The following is a 20,261-nucleotide window of genomic DNA, read 5'->3' on the forward strand; positions in this document are numbered from 1 at the left end:
GCTATCCTCGTTGTGAACGCTTCAGTGCCGCCTGAACCGCCTCCCAGTCAAGCCACTGATAAAGATCCTCGCCCTCGTCGGCATCAAGCCGATAACCGCACCAGGTGTCCAGCTTGCCATTTTTCCGCGGTTCAATAATGCAGTAGGGGCGCAAGCAACCGGTTTCTGTCAAACCCTCAACCTCAAGCGTCTGTCGGCTTTCTGACAGTCGCATTTGCGCTTGGCCCTGAGCCTCTGCATTCTCGGCCGCCAGCGCTGCCACGTTTTCACGAAAGCCACGAACGTAGGCCGGCCTGTAGGTTTGGCACGCCGCGGGTGTGCGCGCAAGCTCCTCAATAAACTGCACCCGATTGTCGCCGCCCGCTTTCATGCCAGGCTGCGCGGCGCATCCGGATAGGCCCAGCAGCACCGCCAGAGCCGCAGCTCTGTTAAGCCAGGAACCGAAGGGTTTCTTCAAGGGAAAGTACATCAACATATTTGATTCCCAAGTCTCGCAGATTAGCTTCATGCGCCGCAGCATCACGATCACTCACGGCTTCCCGCGGAACTAACGTGCGGTAGTTGTATTGCAAACTGTCCAGGGCCGTTGCGCGAACGCAACCGCTGGTTGTGAGCCCGGTCACGACCGTGCCATCCACACCGGCGGCCTGAAGCCTGTCATGCAAATCGGTTGCAAAAAAGCCACTGGCCCAATGCTTGACCAGCACCGGCTCATTTTGCCGAGGCGTAAGCCTCGCATCGATTTCTTCAAGGCCAGAGCCAACCTGAAGCACATTCAGCGCCGGCAGTTTTTCCCGGAACACCGTGGCTTGCGATTCATCGGAATAGGCAACTGTGGTGAAAAACACCGGCCAGCTACGTTCCCGAAAAAATGCGAGCAGCTGTTGATTGGCTGCCACCACATTGTCCGCGTCCGACGCCAGCGGGCTGAGCGCCGGGTTGGTGAACCCGACGCACATGTCCACCAGAATCAAGGCGTAGCGGTTACCACGACTCAATACGTTGGATTTGAGTTGCATCAGTGCACTCCGGTCTTTTTCCAGACAGGTGTTGCAGGTGCCGGCAATCCGGTCTCCGCCTCACACCTGGCTTTGATCTCTTCAATGGTTCCCCCTCTTGAGAACAGGTCGTCGCTCGTGCGAGAGAGTGCCATTTCGGCGCGCAGCTCTGCGGTATCTCCGCCATCGACCTTGCCCATTCGGTCCAGTACAACGCCGTAACGACGCGCGCCTTCAACACTGACCAGACCCTTTAGGACGTCCGTTGCGACTGCTGCAGGGTCACGTTCCAGCGGGTTACCCCAACCGCCACCACCCCAGGTATCAAAGATCACCAGATCTCCGGCTTCAACCTTGATGTGGTCGCATTTAGACGGAAGTATCCGGCTCTCACCGTTGGCTTTTATCAGCTCCTTGCGGCTGCGCATTCCAGGGTCACCACCAATAACGCCCCAGGGGTAGGTCAGCCAGCGATCATCGTGGATGGAGATCTCACCGTCAGCCAGAAGGCGATAGGCCATCCGAATGCCGTTACCACCACGGTGCTGACCTGCACCACCCGAATCGGTAATCGTTTCGTACGTTTCAATTCGAAGCGGGAAGTAAGCTTCTACAAACTCGTTGGGCACGTTGGTGAAGTTGGGCCAGAGGCTGTGGCCGTCAGGGCCATCCCCAATCGGACGACCGGGAATGCCGCCAAAGCCAATCTGGAACAACTGGAACCACTCGCCTTTCGAGTCGTATCCCGAATACATGAAGTGTGGTGAATCCGAGAAGCCGGCCGCGTTCATGGCGTCTGGTGTTCCCTGCCCCAACAAACCGCCCATCACGTCAAAGATGCGACCCAGCAGGTGCGTTCGGCACGAAAGCGCCGCAGGGAAGTTCGGCTTTAAGATAGAACCTTGTGGAATGCGTACGTCCACCAGGTCGTAAAATCCGTCATTGAACAGAATCGAAGGGTCAAACAGATTGATGGTGAACGCGCCGAAGAACATCTTGAACATTTCCTCGTTGAGGAAGTAGTTCACGGAGGAAGGCGCCTGAGGATCGGTCCCCTCAAAATCAAAAATAGCTATATCACCCTCACGCCACATAGTGCAGCGAATGGTGTAAGGGCCTAGGCCTGCACCGTCATCACAGATGTAGTCTTCAAAAGACCGTTTTTCTTCAGGTACCACGTTGCGAATAATCTCGCGCATCGCAACGTAGTTGCGCTGCAGCATCATGCCTAGGGCGCTGGCAAAAATGTCATCGCCAAAACGGTCTGCCAGTTCCACACAGCGACGCGCAGCCGTGCGGCAGGACGCCACAATGGCGTTGAAGTCTGAGCGGTTCCAGCTAGGCATCCGCACGTTGTGCAGGATGAGTTCCAGCACATCGTGATTCAGCACGCCCTTTTTGTAGATCTTCACCGGCGGAATCCGGATGCCCTCTTCAAATATGGTCTGGGCATCGGTTGGAAGACTGCCGGGCACTTTACCGCCAACATCAGACATGTGGCCAAACATGGCGGCCCAGTTGATCAACCGGCCATCCTTGAACACAGGTACCAGAACCAACCAGTCAGGAAGGTGGCTCACCGCGCCGTCGCACATGTACGGGTCGTTGGTCAGGAAAATGTCACCCTCTTCTATGTCGCCACTGTAGGACTGCGTAAACCCGGTGATGAACGAGCCAAACTGACCGACCACCATTTTACCTTCGTGGTTGGCGATCATGGGGAAGGCATCACCCTGTTCCCGAATGCCCGGAGACATGGCCGTTCGTATTAGTACGGCATCCATCTCGTTACGGGCGTTGGCCATGGCGTTCTCGATAATATCGAGGGTAACGGTGTCGACATCAATCCGCTTGAGCGGAGTGGTATTTGGTTGAATAATATTCGCAGGCATACGATTACTCCTTACCCTTGTAGCCAACGGGCTCGATCAGCAGGTTGCCGACTTTGTCCACGGTTGCCTGATGGTCAGGGAAGATAACGGTGGTGGAGTCCATTTCCGTCACAATGGCGGGGCCAGGTACAACGTGACCCGGGCAGAGCTTTTCACGGTCGTACAGCGTCGCCTGATAGTCCGTGCCGCGAAGATATATCGGGCTGTGCCCTGTCACGGCGTCCGCAAGTGATCCGGCCTCGGCTTCCCAGACACGATCGGCGATATTCGGCCGCGGCGCACGGGCAATGGCCCGCACGTTGACAAGCTCGCGGTCCTCATCAAGCGCGAAGCTGAACAACTTTTCGTGCTCTGCATCGAACGCTTTTTGAAGTAACTCAAGCCCGTCTTTACGCAAATCATCGGGCGATACATCTTGAGTCAACAACAGCGCCTGCCCTTGATAACGCACATCTGCCTGCCAGATAACCGTTTGTTCGTTGGCGGGTATTGCCTGCTTTTCCAGCGAATTGCTGACTTGCTTGGTCAGGCCATCAAGAATGCCCACTACCTCCTTCAAAGTGAGCTCAGAGAAGTTCTTCACCAGCGAGCGAGATGCTTCATCCTTAACCCGCGTTGTCGCATCACCATAGGCGCAAAGCACGCCGGGCGATGGCGGTACAATAACCGGCCAAGCGCTCATAAGAATGCCGAGCGCATTGGCGTGGAGAGGTCCCGCGCCGCCGAAACCACAAAGCGCAAACTCTCGCGGATCGTAGCCCTGTTCAACAGAAATGAGGCGCAAAGCACCAAATATGTGCTCGTTGGCAATGCGTACAATGCCTTCAGCAGCCTCTTTTAGTGAGACCCCCATGGCATCCGCAACTCTCTGAACGGCTGCTTCGGCAAGGTCCCCGCGAAGGGCCATTTCACCACCAAGCTTTTGGCTTGCCGGCAGGTAACCCAGCACAACGTTAGCATCGGTTACCGTCGCCTTTTCACCGCCTTTGTTATAGGCAGCGGGCCCTGGCTCTGCTCCGGCGCTGTCTGGCCCAACACGCAGGGCTCGAGTCAGTTCCGGTACGAAAGCAATGGATCCGCCACCCGCACCCACCGTTCGAACGTCCACCGAAGGCGCACGAACGGCTACATCACCCACCCGGGTTTCACGTCTTAGCCGCGCGCTGTTGTGCTCTATCAGAGCCACGTCGGTGGATGTGCCGCCCACGTCAAATGTCAAAACCTTGTCGAAACCGCCGCGAGAGCAGAACCAGATTGCTCCAGCCACACCGCCGGCTGGGCCGGAAAGCAGGAGGTTCACCGGCGTATAAGACGCCGACTCACAGGTGGCGAGGCCGCCGTCTGAGCGCAATATTGAAAGCTCAACATCATCGGCCAACCGCGCTCGAATCTCGGTTTCAAGATGGTTCAGGTAGTTGGAAACTTCCGGGCGAACAAAGCTGTTCACCACGGTGGTTTCTGTACGCTCATACTCTTGCATTTCAGGCACAACACGAGAAGACAGCGAGACGGGTATTCCGGGCATTACCTCAGCCGCGATCTCGCCAATCCGCTCTTCATGGACCCCACTGACGTACGCATTGATGAGCGATACGGTCAATGCTTCAATGCCCGCATCTCTCAAAAATTCAAGTTGCTTGCGGATATCGGCCTCGTCCAGGGGCGTTACCACTTCGCCCAGCGCACTCAGACGCTCTATTGCCTCTACCGTATGCTCCAGTGGTGCGAGCAAAGGCTGCTTTTTGAACGTCACCCAGCCGCCTAGGCCGCCCGGTACAAACGAGCGCGCAATGTGCAGCACCTGCCTGTAACCACGAGTCGTGACAAGACCAACCTTTGCACCTTTTTGCGTGAGAATGGCATTGGTTGCCACCGTGGTTCCGTGCATGACCGAGCGAATCTGCTTTGGGTCAATCCCGGAGGTCCGGCAGATCTTTTCAATGCCGTTCAGGACCCCCACGGACGAATCCGCAGGGGTTGAGGGCACCTTGGCCGTATAGGTAGCACCGGTGTCGTCGTTAATGAGGAGCAGGTCCGTGAAGGTTCCACCGACATCAGCCCCTAGTCGAAAGCTCATACTTCTCTCCTGGCTCTGTAATAGGGTTTGTGCCGGTTCAACGAACCGCTGCCTGTTCAAGCTGGCGCAAACTGATGGAGTTGCCATCAACACCCGGCGTGTTGAATTTTGGTATAGGGTTCAGAAAGATAGTGGCGTGGCGGCGTTGGTAATCGATGGTAAAGCCCGCCATTGAAACGATGCCGCGATCGCCATCCTCTGTATCTATGGTGCGAAGGCTGTAGTTCATCCATTTCCAGAACTCGCCCTTGCGATCATAGACATCTGCCATATAGAACCGCGGAAACTCGGTATCCATATACATCACTTTTTTGCTGTACGGATGCTCTGGCGGTGCAATGGCTTCGACTACCCATACTTCACGGGGCTCCCACTGTTCCTTCGGGTTCCAGTAGGGTGCGTTGTCCAGATCAACAATAGGAAATTTGGCGTTGCCACTGGCATCAAAATCCCACGGATTGACCGTGCTATTCGCGACCACCAGAATCTTGCGCTTACCCAGAAGTTTGTATTCCGGGTACCAGGTTGGGTGAGCATTGAAAATTTCGATATCGTCGTTAAGCTGATCGGTTCCGCCGATCGGGTCCATCCAGGTTCCACCGGATAAGCGACGGGTACGACGTACCGATTTAATGTACGCCCAGCTATCGTCAAGCTTTGGACTGTCATAACGAACCGTATAAAGACCCAGCCCGCGAATATCCGCCGGATAAGTGGCGTACAGCAATTGCTTCCAGAGAACGTCGTCATTGCCCTCAACAGTACTCTCTTCGCCCAGGCGACCTTTCATGTAGTAGCGAAGCAAAACCCACTCCTGGGTTCGTTCCAGGCCGCGTTCGTCATCTATAAACAAATACGTGAACTGCGAGTAGTCTTGATAGTTCTTGATCGGCTGAGCAACATTATGATTCCAAATCAGCTTTTCAGCGGCATTCGGTGTGTCTTCAGTAATATTCGGGAACGGTATGCCTGCCTTCCAACCCTCCATCATCCGGGTATCGGTGTTGAAGCTGACACCACCGGAATACTTCTGGGTGGCCGCCAGGTAATCGTCGCCCAACCGAATAGGCTCGGGATCTTTCAGTGTTATCACCAGGCCTTCGTCGCGGATCAGTTTTTGCTGAACATCCGTTAGCAATGTGCCTATTCCGTCGCCCAAAAAGGTATCAGAAAGACGCTGATCAAGATTGCTCGCATTGATGACATCACCGGCAGACAAGTCCGCCGCCGACAGAAAACCCGAGCTCGTTATCAAACCCACAGCAAGGGCGAGGTTTTTAACAGAAGTGCTTGTTTTCATTATTATTCTCCTTAAATCCTCAGAACTGATAAGTCAAACGGGCGACGAGTTGATCGTTGCCAGAGAAATATCCGAACAGGTTGGTATCGTTGAAGCCCTGAAGCGGGCGATCCTGATCTTTTTCATGGAAGAAGATATCCGCTTCCAGGCGCACCCGAACATGGTTTCCGTAAGCAAACTCAACCGCAGGAATGATGAAACCGCCGCCATAGGTAAGGTCTGAACCCAGTGCCAAAGATGGATTGATCTGATCGTTGGCATAGTTGGCTGCAAGAACGGCTGTGAGAATACTACTGAACTCTTTGGTTTCACCGCCAAAGCCGGCAAGGTTCACAATCTGCTCGTCTTTTTCAAAATCCGTTATCCAGTTATTGAATAGCTGAACAGTGAAGAAAGACGGGCGGCTGGTACCCAGCATGCTCTGGAGATCAAGCTGCTTGTCTACGCGAAGCATTGAGCGGAAAAGGCTCTTTTCCTCTATGCCACAGAAACCCGGGAAGAATCCGCAACCCGCGCCTTCTGCGATGCTCTGGATACCCACGTTGTAGGGTGCGTTGGGGATATAGGCCAATTCGGCACTGAAAACCAAGTCGGGGCCGGCAAAGTAGTTGTTGGCGGTTATGCCGAAAACATCGATGTAGGGGAATATAAACTCGCCCGCTTCCGTGGCACCGCCTTCATAGACGCCTTCATAAGCGCCCGTCTGAAGTTGTGGCTGGCCGGGGTTTGTCGCCGGGTTAGCGTTCGCCACCGGATTGGGGTTAGGCCCATGAAAATAGCCCAGAGAATAACCCCAGTCACCCGCCAGACCACTCCAGCGCAAACCAAAAGAGTCATCGTCCATATCGGCATCGGGATGATCGTAGTTGTAGCGCACGTTGGCGCCGAAAGGTGCCGAGGCAAACGTTATACCCTTGTTCGGATTGTTCGCCCAACGGCCGCCTTCAACATCGTAATTATTGCCCCGATCTTTACCGTCATTCAGTTTGCCCGGGATATAGAGCACCTGAAGGGTCCCATCCAGATCATAGATCTGCTGGGTCAGGTTGATCATGTTCAACGGTTTGCGCAGTTCCTCGTTTTCAGGTTCAAGGAATGAGCGCCAGCGGAAATCATAACCATGAACCACATCCAATAGCTGGAAGAAATCGGTCTCGCCCCAGACAACCTGCTGCCGCCCAACCTTTATATTGGTTGAATCGGTCAGGTTGCCCTGCACCCAGAACTCGCGCAGCTCTTCCGTATCGTAGACATCGTCTCGTAGATTTACCGCAGAGCCGGAGGCGCCGCCGGTAACCGCCCACTCGTCCATCACATCCTGTAGGTCCTGGCCATAATCTGTTGGCGATTCCCGGCTAATTCGCCCGGTTATTTTCGTCCGCCAATTACCAAAATCGCGGTAAAGATCGAGTTTCGCGACTGAACGAGCCATCGACAAATCGTATCTGTAATCATCCCGTTGCTGCCCATCAGGGCCTATCAACGTTGGATTCTCAAGATTCCAGGACAGATACTGGCGAAGATAGCCGTTTACTTCCCAATCCCGGGTCAGCCAGTCGCCCTCATCGGCAAATACCGCCTGGGGCGTGCAAACTGTCGCGGCCATAACGCCAGCAGCCAACAGCCCTCGCTTCAAAGGCCAGCCGCCAAAATATCTATTTTTGTTATCACTTTTCATGTTGGTACCCATTTCACTGAGTGGATTGCGCCAGCCGCTCGGTCTATAGACCGGATTCAGCATTTTTGATGCGGTCACCGAAGATAAACTTCGGTTTCAGCACCCGGATCAGGGATGGCATAACGAACAGCGATGTAAACGCTGCCACGAGCAACCAGAGCCCAATCAATGTCCCCATCTCCGCCTGGAACCGCAGCGAAGAAAGAGACCAGAACAAAACGCCAGCCGCGAGGGTCACAGATGTGAGGAGCACGCCGCGGCCAGCAGAAAACAGGGATTGCCGGATAGCCTCCATGGGCTCCGATTCAGGATATCTCTCAAGATATTCTTTTACAGAATCAACAATATAAAACGCATAATCGACGCCCAGACCAATACCAAGCGCGACCACCGGCAGGGTGCTGATGCTCATACCGATGCCCTGCCACGCCATAAAGGCAAAGGTCACCACGTTGGAGATAAGTACCGGGATGATGAAGAACACCCCGCTGGCTGAAGAGCGGTAAACCAACAGACAAGAGAGAATGACAACCAGCAGAGCAAGCGCAATCGCCTCAATCTGGTCAGACAGAAGGATTTCATTGACCGCAGCAATAATGCCAAGAGAGCCACCCGCCAGGCGAACGTTCACGCCTTCCAAAGGGTGCTCGTCAATGTATCTCCGAATCTGATAGGTCGCCTGGCGCAGGGTTTCACCCTGGCGGTCACGGAAAAACAGAATGACAGAGCCGTTGCGGAACAACGGATCGGCGAACTGTGCCAGGTCATCAGGCGCAGCGCCCTGCATGTAAAAACTGATCAGTTCGCCATTCTCGAGTTGTGTTGCGCCTAACTCACTGTAGCGGGGGTTGCCTTCGTAAAGGTTTCTGCGCACACCCAGCACAATGTCGGCCAAAGAAACACTGCCACCCACTTGCGACAAACGCTCCATCCGCCGCTGAAACCCCTGCATCCAGGAGAGCACGTCCGGGCGTTTCAAAGCATCGATATCGTCCGACTCGAGCACAATGAACATCTGTTCTGTGCCCGGATAACTGGCGTTGATCCGTGCGCTATCACGATTAAACGCAGACTCCTCCCAGAGCACCGGTGAGCCGGTGGTGGCATCACCAATCGTCAGATCCGTTGCCTTGAATACAAGTAGGCCGACCACCAGCAGGGTCACCGGGATCACGAAAAAGCGCGCCTGGGTTTCCACAACCCGAACCGCAAGCGAGAGAACCGCTGTCTGCAAAAAGCGCAGATTGAGCGGGTGTGCATTACGCAGAGGGGTCTTTACCCAACTCAGCATGACGGGCGTAAGGATCACCGCCGAGAAACCGATGGTGACAACCCAGATTGCACCGATAATAGCCACTTTCTGAATCAGCGGAATGGGCGTGAGCAGCACACAAAGGATTGCACCCGCATCGGAAACCAACCCCAGTAGTCCGGGACGGAACAGCTCTTTCATGGTCTGTTCGGCAGACTTGCGGGGAGAGATGCCCTCACCCTCGCAAATATCATCAAATCGAGTGATCAGCTGCACTGCATGACTGAAACAGCGCGCGGTGATGATGAACGCCACAACAATAACCAGTGGGTCAAAGTTGAACCCGAGCAGCACGCCGATACTCAGCGCCCAGATTGCCGACACAACGCCACTGAGCAGTGGAAGCAGTGTTCCGCGCCAGGTTCGGTTGAGCAGGAAGAGCGCAAACAGCATGGCTCCAAGGGAGACCAGTGCGATGGTGACGGTTTCGTCGAGGAAATGGTCCACCCAGCCGTAAAGGATCGGTTCACCCACCACATGATGTGTGACTTGATCGGCTACCGGAGAGGCATCCAGAATGGCTTGAACCTGCGGGAAAATACGGCTGTAATCCACCAAATGGTCGTAGAAGTCCATCTGGATGAGGGTTGATGAAAGGTCTTTTTCAACGTAAATCCCGTAAACCAGCGGGTTGTTGACAATGGCTTCCCTCAGCTCCTCAATTCCCGCCTCAGTCTCTGGCACATCCGGCCACATCAATGGAACGCTTTCAATCCCCTCGGAGGAAGCGCTGACAGACTTCAGTTTTCGAGAGGCAAGGGAGACGATCTGGAACGAGTTTACGCCACTCACTTTCGCCAGTTCGCGGGTTATCCGCTGGACTTCCTGCAATATGGGGAGGGTCATAATGTCCCCTTCCCGGGCCTGAACCAGAATAGAAACCTTGTTACTACCGCCGAAGGTTTCTTTGTAGGCCTCATGCACGTCCACGTATTCGTGGTCGCTCGGAATCATGTCGCTGAACACAGTGCGCACATCGATTTTGAGGAGGTTCAAAGCCATCAACGCGGTACTGACGAAGATAACAATCGCCACCCAGCCCCGATGGCGGATAGAAAATTCTGATAGCGAACGCGCAACCTGAGTAATCATGATCAGCGCCCTCCTGCCAGCGAATCAGGTAAGCTCATCCAACGCTCTCCAGACAGTAAGCCGATTGACTGCCCGGCAATAAGAACACCGTTTTCTGTCGCTAATAGGCGCGTGTGATAGCCATCTGCGAAACCGTCGGGAGAGAGCAGATTCCAGCGTTCACCCTCTTGTGAGCTCAGAAGAGCGCCGCCGTTACCGGTAGCCAGCCAGCGCCCATCGTCGTTGATCACATCGTAAAGATGCTCTGTTGTGGGTGACGATACCTCCACCCAGTTCAAGCCGGAATCGTCTGTGCGAAAAATCACCCCACCGTTGCCCACGATGACGCCTTGGGTTCCAGAAAATGCCAGGGAGCGCAGGCTTTCGTAACCGAGCTCCTGGCTTTCCCAACTATCGCCTTGGTCAACAGAGTGATAAAGCGTGCCAAATTCAGCGGTGATCCATAGCTCACCATTTTCTGTTCTGGCAATATCATTAAGTGCCACATCGCCCTTAATACTGAGGTCTTCCCACTCAGTAGCTGCGGCGTCGGTACGGAAAATGGCACCCATCTCGCCGATCACCCAGAAGTAGCCGTCCTGCCAGGTCACTTCGATCAACTTTCCTGCAATGTCGGAAACAGGCAGGTGGTGCGGTGTCCATTCTCCACCGCCGTTATGACGAAACGTCCAACCGGAATTGCCAACCGCCAGCACCGTTCCATCGGTAGAAGAAGCAATACCCTGGAGATTCACCGGTTCTGACATGATGTGGCGTTGCCATTGGTCTATCGTTTGTCCACCTTCGAGAATCAGGCCGCTATTACCCGCGAACCAAAACTTGCCGGGTGCAGATTCACTGACGTCATAAAAAAGATCGCGAGGCTCGTTAAGCGGTTGCGGCAACGGCAAAGCTTCGACACCGGGCTTGATGAACGCCGCTGCGTAAGCCAACCCACCGACGATCGCCCAGGGCGCTATTTGCGCTGCAAAACCCAAGACTTTACCCACCATGAGACATCCCCGCGGCAGAAGCCTTTGACAACTGCTGACTGAGCCAGCGGAAACTTTTCCCGCCCAGAGGCGTGCCGGTTAGCTGTTCGGCCAGACTTACAACCGGGATGAGATCGAGGGGATTAATTCCCGTTTCATGGCCCATACTGTTGAGTAACAACACCACATCTTCGGTGGCCACATTGCCGGTGGCGCCCGGCGAGAAAGGACACCCGCCAAGACCACCAATAGAGGTGTCGAATTCCCGTACGCCGTGGTCCAAAGCCGCCGTTATATTGGCTAACGCCATGCCCCGAGTATCGTGGAAATGACAGGACAAAATGTCCGAACCCACTTCGCTGATGACTGCACTGAGCAGACGACGAACATGTTCAGGATTTGCAGCACCAATGGTGTCGGCAATAATGATCTTGCTTGCCCCGGCCTGTTCCACAAGTTTGGCAAACCGCGCAACAACCGCTGGTTCAACCAACCCTTCAAACGGACACTCGAATGCCACCGCCAGATAAGCCTGAACCTCGACTCCCTCACCCCGGCCGCGCTCAATAATTGCCGTGCAAACTTCAACGGTCTGCGGCAGAGACATGCGAATGTTTTTCTGATTCATGGTTTCAGTCACAGAAAGAACAACATTCACCACATTTGCGCCGGCCGCAACCGCAAGGTCATAGCCTTTCATATTCGGCACAAGACCGGCGTAACGCACCGCGTTTCGCTCTGGAAGCCGCGCAAACAGATCATCCGTACCCGCCATTTGCGGCACTGCTTTCGGTGACACAAAACTGCCTGCTTCGACGTTTTTCAGTCCCGCATTCACCAGTGCCTGGATCAGCGACAACCTGCTCTCAACCGATAACGTTTTACCCTGGCTTTGCAGCCCGTCGCGGGGGCCTACTTCATTAATACGAATTTTCATGCTGCGTCCTCCCGTTACCCGACGGCCTTACTGGCCTTTAACTCGTTTATGCGCTGATCGCTGTAACCGAGTGATCTGAGTACTTCCTCCGTGTGCTGCCCCAACAAGGGTGGCGCGGTGAAGGAATCCGAGGAGTCAACGCTGAGCTTGATGGGGTTGCCTGGCGCTTTAACCACACCGCCATCTGACTGGGGTATGTCTACAACCATTTTGCGGAACAGTACTTGAGGGTCTGTCAGGGCATCAGAGAATTTGTTAACCGGCCCGCAGGGAATGCGAGCACTGGAGAGTTGCTCAACCCAATGCTCTGTGGTGTTGGTTTGCAGCAGTTCGGAAAGAATTCCGTTGATTTTGTGCTTGTCGGCAAAACGACCCGGCTGAGTTTTATATTTCGGGTCACGAAGCTCATCAATGCCGAGCAACTCGACCAGGCTGTCCCAGAAACTGTCAAAAATAACCGCGATGATCACAAAACCATTACGGGTTCTGAACGAGTCATAGGGCACATGAACAAAATGGCCGTTACCAATGGGCGTGGGATTATTACCGCTGAGAAAATGCATGGTAGCCATGTAATTCAGCATGCTGACCTGGCAATCCAGCATGGATATATCCACGTGCTGGCCATAACCTTTGGCATTCCGTGACTGCAGCGCCGCAAGAATACCCATAGCTGCGAACATGCCACCACCAAGGTCACCAATGGGAACACCCGAACGCGCGGGGTGTTCCTTATCATGACCCGTAATGGACATGCCACCGCCAATACCCTGAACCACCAGGTCAAATGCCGGCCGGCTGAAGTTGGGGCCATCCTGACCGAATCCGGTAATAGAGCAGGTAATAATGCGGGGATTTATTTCTGAGAGATGTGTGTGACCGATTTTAAGTTTGGTCGGGACACCGGCGGAAAAGTTATCCAGAACGATGTCTGCGTCGCGAACAAGATCGTAGAAGGTGTTAAGACCGCTCTCGGTTTTCAGATCAATACAAACGCTTTTCTTGTTTCGGTTGAGCGTTATAAAGTAGGCGCCCTGACCGTTGTGAGAGTTTTGGGGGTCTTTGGCGAGAAGGGCGCGAGTGCCCTCACCCTTAAGAGGCTCTACCTTTATGGTGTCGGCCCCCAAATCAGCAAGGAGCATTCCCGCGTAGGGGCCAGACAGCATATGCGTTAGATCGAGGATCCGAACGCCTTCCAGAGGTTTGGTCATGTTCAGTCAGCACACTGTTGTCGAATGAATTATTGTTGCCCTTTGCAACGGGGCTTTTAAATCATTCAGAGCAAAGGCGGTGCCAACTCCTACAAAAACGACTAAAATACGCGTAACCAACTGAAAAATATGTGCTTTATTGTATGTAGAAACCGAGTAAGCATAACCCGAAATGTAAGAAATAATTTCATAATGAAATAAATGAATTTCATTATGAAATTTATCAATGCTATTCCTGAATAAAGCAGAGTGTGAAACGGGGAAGCGGCGCGCAGTTCCGATAGCTTTTTATCAGACTAAGCGCTAAACATGGCGATTCGTCAAAACAGATACCGCACAACAGCTGCGGCGAAGACACCAGCCGCAATCGCTGGCAACGGTTTTTGAAGGATGAGCATAGTAACGGCCGTCACCGACAAGGCTGCAAACGCTCCTGCATCGCCCTCGAATGCCATAGGCACGATGATGGCGATAAGCACAGAGCTGGCCATGGTGTTGATAAAACTCTCTATACGAGGGCTTATCCGCACGAAGGACATAATAAACACGCCGCCAAAACGGGTGGCCAGGGTCACCAGGGCCATGATCAGTATCAGCACCATAACGCCGCTTGTGGTGGTTTCAATGGTCACGAAGGCGCCTCCCCGGCATTATTGCTGCCCGGTTTTTTCTCGAGCCAGAAGAACCCGACCACACCGCCAGCAACGGCGCCTGCGACGACATGGGTGTTGGCGGGCAGCCATTTCCACGCGGCTAACGACGCCAGCGCCGCCAACGCCCAGGCAACAAGAATACGCGGGCTCTTCTTCCCGCCTAAAGCCATGGCCAGCAGAAAGCAGCCCAAAACCATGTCTAACCCCAGGTTCTTCGGGTTCTGCAACAGCCCGCCAAAGTAGACGCCTAACCAGGTGCCCACAATCCAAGCCAGCCAAAGCACCAGACCACCGCCCAGAATGACCTCCAGGTTGCGATTACCTCTTTGGTAATCCTGAGCGGCTACGGCCCAGTTGGCGTCAGTAAGAACCAGAAGCAGGCTATAGCGTTTGGCGGGTGAAACGTCTTTTAACATGGGATAAAGCGACGCGCCCATCAGCAAATGCCGGGAGTTGATGGCAAACACCACGACCATAACCGGGATAACAGACACTTCCGCTCCCCACATGTCGATCGCGGCAAACTGCGATGCCCCGGCGAACATCAGGGTGCTCATCAGAATGGTGTCTAAAGGGGTCAACCCTTTCTGCACCGCCGCCAAACCAAACGCAGCACCAAACGCCACCACAAAAAGGGAGATGGGGAGCATCCGCATGAGCTCGGAGCGAACCTTGGCGGGTTGAAACCGATAGGAATATAACGTGCTTTTCATAGGCGCAAGCTAGGTAAGTTTTAGGGGCACATGTATACGTCGTTTTTCTATAAACCAAAAAAGGAAACCCGGGGCCAACATCCCCCGGGTTGTCACCACAGGTCTTTATAGCCAGGTAAGGCCCACGCTGATAATCACGCCGGTGATAATCAGCAGCATCAGGCAGTATCCCATAATGTCCTTGGCTTTAAGCCCTGCAATGGCCAAAACCGGTAATGCCCAGAAAGGCTGCAAGAGGTTAGTCCATGCATCGCCCCAGGCAACGGCCATGGCCACTCGCGGAATGCTTGCGCCAAGTTCCTGAGCTGCAGGCAACATAACAGGCGCCTGCACAGCCCACTGCCCGCCGCCGGAGGGAACAAATATGTTCACCAACCCGGCGCTGATGAAGCTCCAGAACGGCAGGCTTTCGGCTGTAGCGATGGACACAAAGCCGGATGAAATACTGGCGGCAAGGCCCGAAGCCGTCATTACGCCCATAATACCGGCGTAGAACGGAAACTGAATCACAATACCCGAACCGCCTTTGACCGCTTCGTGCAGGCTATCCAGTAAGCGTTTAGGCGTCTGGTGCAGAATAACCGCCAGGAACAGGAACATGAAGTTGACGATGTTCAGGTTCAAACCACCGCCGTCCATAAAGTACTGAAAAATAAACGCCAGGCCGCTGAAGCCAATCAGCCAGGCCAGTACCCTGCTGTTTTCAAGATGATCGGCCGGGCGTTTTATAGAAACGCTGGTATCTGGCTCGTCATTCAGCACCGCTGGGTCTACGTACACGCTGTCTTCTTCTTTCGGCAGCATCAGGCGGTTAACCAGCGGAACAACAATAAACAGCGCCCCGATGATGGCAAGATTGAAGAATGCAAAGATGGTTTCGCTAGAATCAATAACGCCAATAATATCCTGGCTAAAGTGTCCTTCGGTGGCGATAACCAGCGGAATTGAGCCGGCAAGGCCTCCGTGCCACACAATAAAGCCGGAGTAGGCGCTTGCGATCAATAGCGGATAATGAACCCTGACGTGCCGGGCGAGTGCCTTGGCAAAAAGAGCGCCTACAACCAGGCCGAACCCCCAGTTAATCCAGCTCGCAATAAGCGCTACGAAAGTGACCAGAACAATGGCTTGGCCCGGCGTACTGGCAAGCGCGGCAACGCGGTTCAGTATTCCCCGAACAAGCGGCGTGCTCGCCAACATGAACCCTGTCACCAGAACAAGCAGCATCTGCATCGAGAAGGTGAGCAGGCTCCAGAAACCGTCACCCCACATTTCGATAACGGCCATTGGGCCATGGCCTTCAAACGCCATAGCGGCACCGAAAGAGACCAAGGTTAGGATGATTACAAAGATGTACGGGTCTGGCAGGTACTTATCAACCAGACTTACCATTGGCCGGGCGGCTCTATCAAGCATTGATATTCTCCTTATTTTTTTATTTACAGGAGCTTAAGCGGTCATAAGCTGGGGTTCAAGTACTAAGTGCGCTACCTATTCTTATCTACAGCACCGGACCGATGGTTGCGATCACATTATTCCAGATTCGCCGGTAGTAGGGCCAGGCAAGCACTGTAGCCAGTACCACCTGTTCGGAGCGGCCAATATAAATTTTCTGTCGCTCGCGAATGGCCATGGTGACGGCCTCGTCGCGCAGCAGTATGTTGTTTTCGTAGTTCAGGTCAAAGCTGCGTAAATCAAGATTAGAGGAGCCAATCAGGCTGACACATCCGTCGATGGTCAGAGTCTTCGCGTGCAGCAGCCCACCCTTGAATTCATGGATGCAACAACCCGCATCGAGTAGCCGATGATAATAGCTTCGACTGGCGGCAGAGACGATCCAGCTGTCGTTCACCTTGGGGTAAATCAGCGTAACCGCAACACCTCGGTGGGCTGCAGCACAAAGCGCATCCAGAAGCGTTGCGTCGGGAACAAAATAGGGCGTGGAAATGGTCAGTTCGGTTTCGGCAATGGCAATCAGGTTGGCAAACAACTGTGGCGTTGCTCCGCGACGCTCCGTGGGCCCCACCCCCATCACCTGCGCCGGAAATCCTTCCTTAATAGGCTCAGCCTTAAGCTCAATTCCGTTTAGGGATTCACCGGTGGCCTGCATCCAGTCGCTGGCGAACAACAGTTGATTCTGCGCTACCACCGGGCCTTCAAATCGCAGCATGATATCCACCCAGGGGCCGTACTTCGCTTTTGGTCGAAACTCAGGATCTGCAGAATTCCGGCTACCACAATAGGTGATACACCCATCAATCACCGTGATCTTTCGGTGGTTACGCAGGTCAAGGCGACTGGTCAGAATGGTGCGTACAATGTTTCTGAACGGCAACGCCACGGCCAACTGAACACCGGCCGCATTCATTCGCTGCCAAACCCTGGATTTTATCAATGCGCGGGAACCCAGCCCGTCGGCCATCGCACGACAGGTCACCCCTCGCTGCGCAGCCCGAATCAAGGCGGAGGCCACATCACTGCCGGTATTGTCATCCAGCCAGATGTAATACAGCACATGCACATGACGGGTGGCCGCATCGATATCCGCGACCAGGCGCGCCCGTGTAGCATCGCCATCCGCCATCAGTTCGGCGGCATTGCCGTCCAGGGTATAAAACCCGTTGATGGAACCCGCGTAACGAAATGCCGGACGGTAAATGGGGTCAATCAGCCTGTTCACGTCTGCCGCGCTTCCCATGAAGTGTGCCGCTTTTGCGCTTATTTCATCGAAAATTTCACCATGGCGCTTCTTGGCGCGATTGCCAATATCAATCTCGCCAAACAGAAAATAAACGGCACTGCCAAAGTAAGGCACCACGTTCAAAACAATAAACCACGCTAGGCGCCCAGGGGGTAATAAGTCATCGCGCAGCAGAATTCGGGCTGTAAACGCCAGAACCAGAAGAGCGTGTAGAGTAAGAACAACGGTCATCTATGATCCTAATGAATTGCTGATCAGAAGCTTGGCGCTCAAAGCGCCGTGTCAAGAAGCATCATCAGCACAAACCCTATGATAAGCCCACCCGTTGCCCAGCTTTCATGACCGGCGCGATGGGATTCGGGAATAATTTCATGACTGATCACAAACAGCATGGCGCCTGCGGCCATGGCTAAGCCCCAGGGTAATAAGTGAACAGAAAAGCCGATCAACGCTACGCCCAACATAGCCGCAACGGGTTCCACCAAACCGGAAAGAACACCTACACCAAGGGCCAATCCTTTGCTGTAGCCAACGCTCATCAAGGCCAAAGCCACCACAAATCCTTCGGGAATATCCTGTATCGCAATGCCAATCGCCAGGGCCTTGGCACCGACCAGGTCAGGCCCGGCAAATGAAACACCAATCGCCATGCCTTCAGGAAAGTTGTGCAACACGATTGCTGCAACAAAGAGCCAAACACGTTTAAGCCTTGTTGCCCGCTCGATATTAACTTCAGCGCTGGCGCCACCTTCGACGCCTTTGACAAAGTGCTCGTGGGGCACAACCCGCTCAATCATCAACAAACCCAAAGCGCCCAGTATGATACCGCCGCCAACAATGCCCCCTGCCAGCCACGAACCTGCGCCCTGATCAGCGGCAGTATTCAGTGCCGGTATAATCAATGAAAACGACGTTGCTGCCAGCATAACCCCGGCACCAAACCCCATTAGGGTATCGATGAGGCGCTGCGAAAGCTGGCGCGCTAAAACCGCGGGAATCGTACCCAGCGCAGTTGCCGCAGCGGCGGCCATGCCACCCAGCAGCGCGCCCGTCATGTGCGGGTCATTCGCCGCCAAACGTACGTATATGCCGGGCAACAACGCGACGACACTGCCAATCAAAATCGTCAGAACTACCCAGTATCGCAATGCCATAAACTCACCTTGTGTTAGTAATACCGTCATCATGGCGCCTAAGGCCCTAACCGACAATCAGCAGGGGTTCATAATGCTTGAGTTCCATCATTTCCACAAAATCTGAGAACCCTGAAAGGCGCACTGAAAAGGCGGCAGTAGGCAAGCCTCTAACATTACTTGACGTACCAGTATGCTCGGCGCCATATTTATCTTGCAACGGGTAATACTGAGCACACGTCTCTCTCTTCAACACGCCACCACAGGGTTACACATGACCACCGCCACCTGGTTTATATTGGTTGGCTCGCTGTTGCTGGTGGTGGGCTTCACAGCGTCCTACATCAATACGATTCCCGTCACGTCAGCCATCGTTTATCTGGTTATCGGTGCCGTTGTCGGGCCGATGGGCTTTCGCCTGTTTCATTTCAATCCGTTGGAAGAGTCAGCGCTGATGGAGCTGCTGACTGAAATAGCGGTGCTTATTTCACTGTACTGCGCCGGCGCAAAAATGCCGGTACCGGTTAATTTTGCGCGATGGCGTACGCCTCTGCGGCTGGCGGTTGTGTCCATGGCGATAACGGTTGGTCTTGTAACGCTCTTTGGTTATTACTGGCTCAGTTTACCGCTTGGTGCCGCCGTGTTACTTGGGGCAGTGGTGGCGCCCACGGACCCAGTGCTGGCAACCGAAGTGCAAACGCGTCACGCCAACGACCCCGACCGATTACGTTTTGCCTTAACCTCCGAGGCGGGTATGAACGACGGCAGCGCTTTTCCTTTCGTGATGCTGGGCCTGGGCTTACTGGGGCTGCACGATCTTGGCGATAACGGCTGGCGCTGGCTGGCCGTGGATGTAATCTGGGCCAGTGGCGCGGGTATCGGTATTGGTATTATGGCGGGTTGTGGTGTCGGTTGGGTTGTCCATACAACCCGTAAAACGTTTACCCATTCGGAGTTGCTGGAAAACTTTCTGGGTTTGGGCCTGCTTGCCTTTGCCTATGGTCTCAGTTTGTTGGTGGGTGCCTGGGGCTTTCTGGCAGTATTCAGTGCCGCAGTAGCGTTGCGCCATACCGAGGTGAAGCATGCCGACTTCATGCAAAGCTACTCGTCTGTGACCTTCGGAGAGGCTACTGAAACGGTTGAACCTCATGCCATCGTTCACATCCATCAAAGCTCCCTGGTCTTTAACGAACACTTGGAGAAGCTTGCGGAAATTGTGCTGGTGTTGTTGATTGGCGGGTCGCTTTTCTGGGACTCGTGGAGTTGGCGGGCCGTTGGTTTCGCCGCTTTTCTGTTCTTTATTGCTCGCCCCGTCAGCGTTCATCTGGGCTTGCTAGGGAGCAAGGCGCCGATGGACCTGCGCAATATGGCAAGTTGGTTCGGGGTGCGCGGCATTGGCTCGCTATACTATCTGATGTACGCGATCCAGCACGGATTACCAGAGAATGTGGCACTTGAGTTGATGCACCTGACCCTGGTTGTGATCGCACTTTCCATAATGGTTCATGGCGTAAGTGCTAAACCGGCCATTGCCCGCTTTTGGCGATCGCGAGACGCTGGGAAAAGTTCATCCTAACTGCACAATAGTGAAAAAAG

General features: G+C 54.2%; 16 protein-coding genes. 1 reads left to right on the top strand and 15 read right to left on the bottom strand.

Annotated elements, in window-relative coordinates; all coding sequences use genetic code 11:
• Window position 1: 1 nt before the first annotated feature.
• From MIH19_RS16570 to MIH19_RS16640, 15 genes are all read right to left on the bottom strand, one after another.
• Window positions 2–475 (bottom strand): isopropylmalate isomerase, encoded by a 474-nt coding sequence (locus MIH19_RS16570; protein WP_249005920.1) that lies wholly within the window; start codon window positions 473–475, stop codon window positions 2–4.
• Window positions 429–1,019: an isochorismatase family protein gene (locus MIH19_RS16575; RefSeq protein ID WP_249005921.1), complete on the bottom strand. Its 591-nt coding sequence runs from the start codon at window positions 1,017–1,019 to the stop codon at window positions 429–431. Before MIH19_RS16575 ends, MIH19_RS16570 begins: the two co-directional genes overlap by 47 nt.
• Complete coding sequence (locus MIH19_RS16580) at window positions 1,019–2,890, bottom strand: hydantoinase B/oxoprolinase family protein (protein WP_249005922.1); 1,872 nt, start codon at window positions 2,888–2,890, stop codon at window positions 1,019–1,021. Before MIH19_RS16580 ends, MIH19_RS16575 begins: the two co-directional genes overlap by 1 nt.
• A gap of 4 nt (window positions 2,891–2,894) precedes the next feature.
• Window positions 2,895–4,967, bottom strand: a complete 2,073-nt coding sequence (locus MIH19_RS16585) for a hydantoinase/oxoprolinase family protein (RefSeq protein ID WP_249005923.1) — start codon at window positions 4,965–4,967, stop codon at window positions 2,895–2,897.
• Window positions 4,968–5,004: 37 nt separating this feature from the next.
• Window positions 5,005–6,267: a DUF1329 domain-containing protein gene (locus MIH19_RS16590; protein WP_249005924.1), complete on the bottom strand. Its 1,263-nt coding sequence runs from the start codon at window positions 6,265–6,267 to the stop codon at window positions 5,005–5,007.
• Between the two features lie 19 nt (window positions 6,268–6,286).
• Window positions 6,287–7,945, bottom strand: a complete 1,659-nt coding sequence (locus MIH19_RS16595; RefSeq protein WP_249005925.1) for a DUF1302 family protein — start codon at window positions 7,943–7,945, stop codon at window positions 6,287–6,289.
• Window positions 7,946–7,988: 43 nt separating this feature from the next.
• Window positions 7,989–10,349, bottom strand: coding sequence for an MMPL family transporter (locus MIH19_RS16600; protein ID WP_249005926.1), 2,361 nt, complete (start codon window positions 10,347–10,349; stop codon window positions 7,989–7,991).
• Window positions 10,350–10,351: 2 nt separating this feature from the next.
• Complete coding sequence (locus MIH19_RS16605) at window positions 10,352–11,341, bottom strand: YCF48-related protein (protein WP_249005927.1); 990 nt, start codon at window positions 11,339–11,341, stop codon at window positions 10,352–10,354.
• Window positions 11,331–12,257, bottom strand: coding sequence for a hydroxymethylglutaryl-CoA lyase (locus MIH19_RS16610; protein WP_249005928.1), 927 nt, complete (start codon window positions 12,255–12,257; stop codon window positions 11,331–11,333). The genes MIH19_RS16605 and MIH19_RS16610 overlap by 11 nt, the downstream gene beginning before the upstream one ends.
• A gap of 14 nt (window positions 12,258–12,271) precedes the next feature.
• A complete protein-coding gene (locus MIH19_RS16615) occupies window positions 12,272–13,468 on the bottom strand; it encodes a CaiB/BaiF CoA-transferase family protein (RefSeq protein WP_249005929.1) in 1,197 nt (398 codons plus the stop codon).
• A 320-nt stretch (window positions 13,469–13,788) separates the two neighbouring features.
• Window positions 13,789–14,100, bottom strand: coding sequence for an AzlD domain-containing protein (locus MIH19_RS16620; RefSeq protein WP_249005930.1), 312 nt, complete (start codon window positions 14,098–14,100; stop codon window positions 13,789–13,791).
• Complete coding sequence (locus MIH19_RS16625; protein WP_249005931.1) at window positions 14,097–14,777, bottom strand: AzlC family ABC transporter permease; 681 nt, start codon at window positions 14,775–14,777, stop codon at window positions 14,097–14,099. The genes MIH19_RS16620 and MIH19_RS16625 overlap by 4 nt, the downstream gene beginning before the upstream one ends.
• A 162-nt stretch (window positions 14,778–14,939) precedes the next feature.
• Complete coding sequence (locus MIH19_RS16630) at window positions 14,940–16,247, bottom strand: short-chain fatty acid transporter (protein WP_249005932.1); 1,308 nt, start codon at window positions 16,245–16,247, stop codon at window positions 14,940–14,942.
• 85 nt (window positions 16,248–16,332) lie between these two features.
• Complete coding sequence (gene cls / locus MIH19_RS16635; protein ID WP_249005933.1) at window positions 16,333–17,763, bottom strand: cardiolipin synthase; 1,431 nt, start codon at window positions 17,761–17,763, stop codon at window positions 16,333–16,335.
• A gap of 38 nt (window positions 17,764–17,801) precedes the next feature.
• The gene (locus MIH19_RS16640; RefSeq protein WP_249005934.1) at window positions 17,802–18,686 is read right to left on the bottom strand and encodes a ZIP family metal transporter; all 885 of its coding nucleotides are present in this window, start codon (window positions 18,684–18,686) and stop codon (window positions 17,802–17,804) included.
• A 253-nt stretch (window positions 18,687–18,939) separates the two neighbouring features.
• Between MIH19_RS16640 and MIH19_RS16645 the strand changes: the two genes are divergently transcribed.
• Entirely contained in the window at window positions 18,940–20,241 is a 1,302-nt protein-coding gene (locus MIH19_RS16645; protein ID WP_249005935.1) for a cation:proton antiporter, read from the top strand.
• The last annotated feature ends 20 nt before the right edge of the window (window positions 20,242–20,261 follow it).

The sequence above is a fragment of the Marinobacter sp. M1C genome (assembly GCF_023314135.1).
In the GTDB taxonomy this organism is placed as follows: domain Bacteria; phylum Pseudomonadota; class Gammaproteobacteria; order Pseudomonadales; family Oleiphilaceae; genus Marinobacter.

What these genes read in the sequence shown, in the direction of transcription:
- MIH19_RS16570 (WP_249005920.1), bottom strand. Translation starts at nt 475, where the DNA reads ATGTTGATGTACTTTCCCTTGAAGAAACCCTTCGGTTCCTGGCTTAAC.
- MIH19_RS16575 (WP_249005921.1), bottom strand. Translation starts at nt 1,019, where the DNA reads ATGCAACTCAAATCCAACGTATTGAGTCGTGGTAACCGCTACGCCTTG.
- MIH19_RS16580 (WP_249005922.1), bottom strand. Translation starts at nt 2,890, where the DNA reads ATGCCTGCGAATATTATTCAACCAAATACCACTCCGCTCAAGCGGATT.
- MIH19_RS16585 (WP_249005923.1), bottom strand. Translation starts at nt 4,967, where the DNA reads ATGAGCTTTCGACTAGGGGCTGATGTCGGTGGAACCTTCACGGACCTG.
- MIH19_RS16590 (WP_249005924.1), bottom strand. Translation starts at nt 6,267, where the DNA reads ATGAAAACAAGCACTTCTGTTAAAAACCTCGCCCTTGCTGTGGGTTTG.
- MIH19_RS16595 (WP_249005925.1), bottom strand. Translation starts at nt 7,945, where the DNA reads ATGAAAAGTGATAACAAAAATAGATATTTTGGCGGCTGGCCTTTGAAG.
- MIH19_RS16600 (WP_249005926.1), bottom strand. Translation starts at nt 10,349, where the DNA reads ATGATTACTCAGGTTGCGCGTTCGCTATCAGAATTTTCTATCCGCCAT.
- MIH19_RS16605 (WP_249005927.1), bottom strand. Translation starts at nt 11,341, where the DNA reads ATGGTGGGTAAAGTCTTGGGTTTTGCAGCGCAAATAGCGCCCTGGGCG.
- MIH19_RS16610 (WP_249005928.1), bottom strand. Translation starts at nt 12,257, where the DNA reads ATGAAAATTCGTATTAATGAAGTAGGCCCCCGCGACGGGCTGCAAAGC.
- MIH19_RS16615 (WP_249005929.1), bottom strand. Translation starts at nt 13,468, where the DNA reads ATGACCAAACCTCTGGAAGGCGTTCGGATCCTCGATCTAACGCATATG.
- MIH19_RS16625 (WP_249005931.1), bottom strand. Translation starts at nt 14,777, where the DNA reads ATGCGGATGCTCCCCATCTCCCTTTTTGTGGTGGCGTTTGGTGCTGCG.
- MIH19_RS16630 (WP_249005932.1), bottom strand. Translation starts at nt 16,247, where the DNA reads ATGCTTGATAGAGCCGCCCGGCCAATGGTAAGTCTGGTTGATAAGTAC.
- cls (WP_249005933.1), bottom strand. Translation starts at nt 17,763, where the DNA reads ATGACCGTTGTTCTTACTCTACACGCTCTTCTGGTTCTGGCGTTTACA.
- MIH19_RS16640 (WP_249005934.1), bottom strand. Translation starts at nt 18,686, where the DNA reads ATGGCATTGCGATACTGGGTAGTTCTGACGATTTTGATTGGCAGTGTC.
- MIH19_RS16645 (WP_249005935.1), top strand. Translation starts at nt 18,940, where the DNA reads ATGACCACCGCCACCTGGTTTATATTGGTTGGCTCGCTGTTGCTGGTG.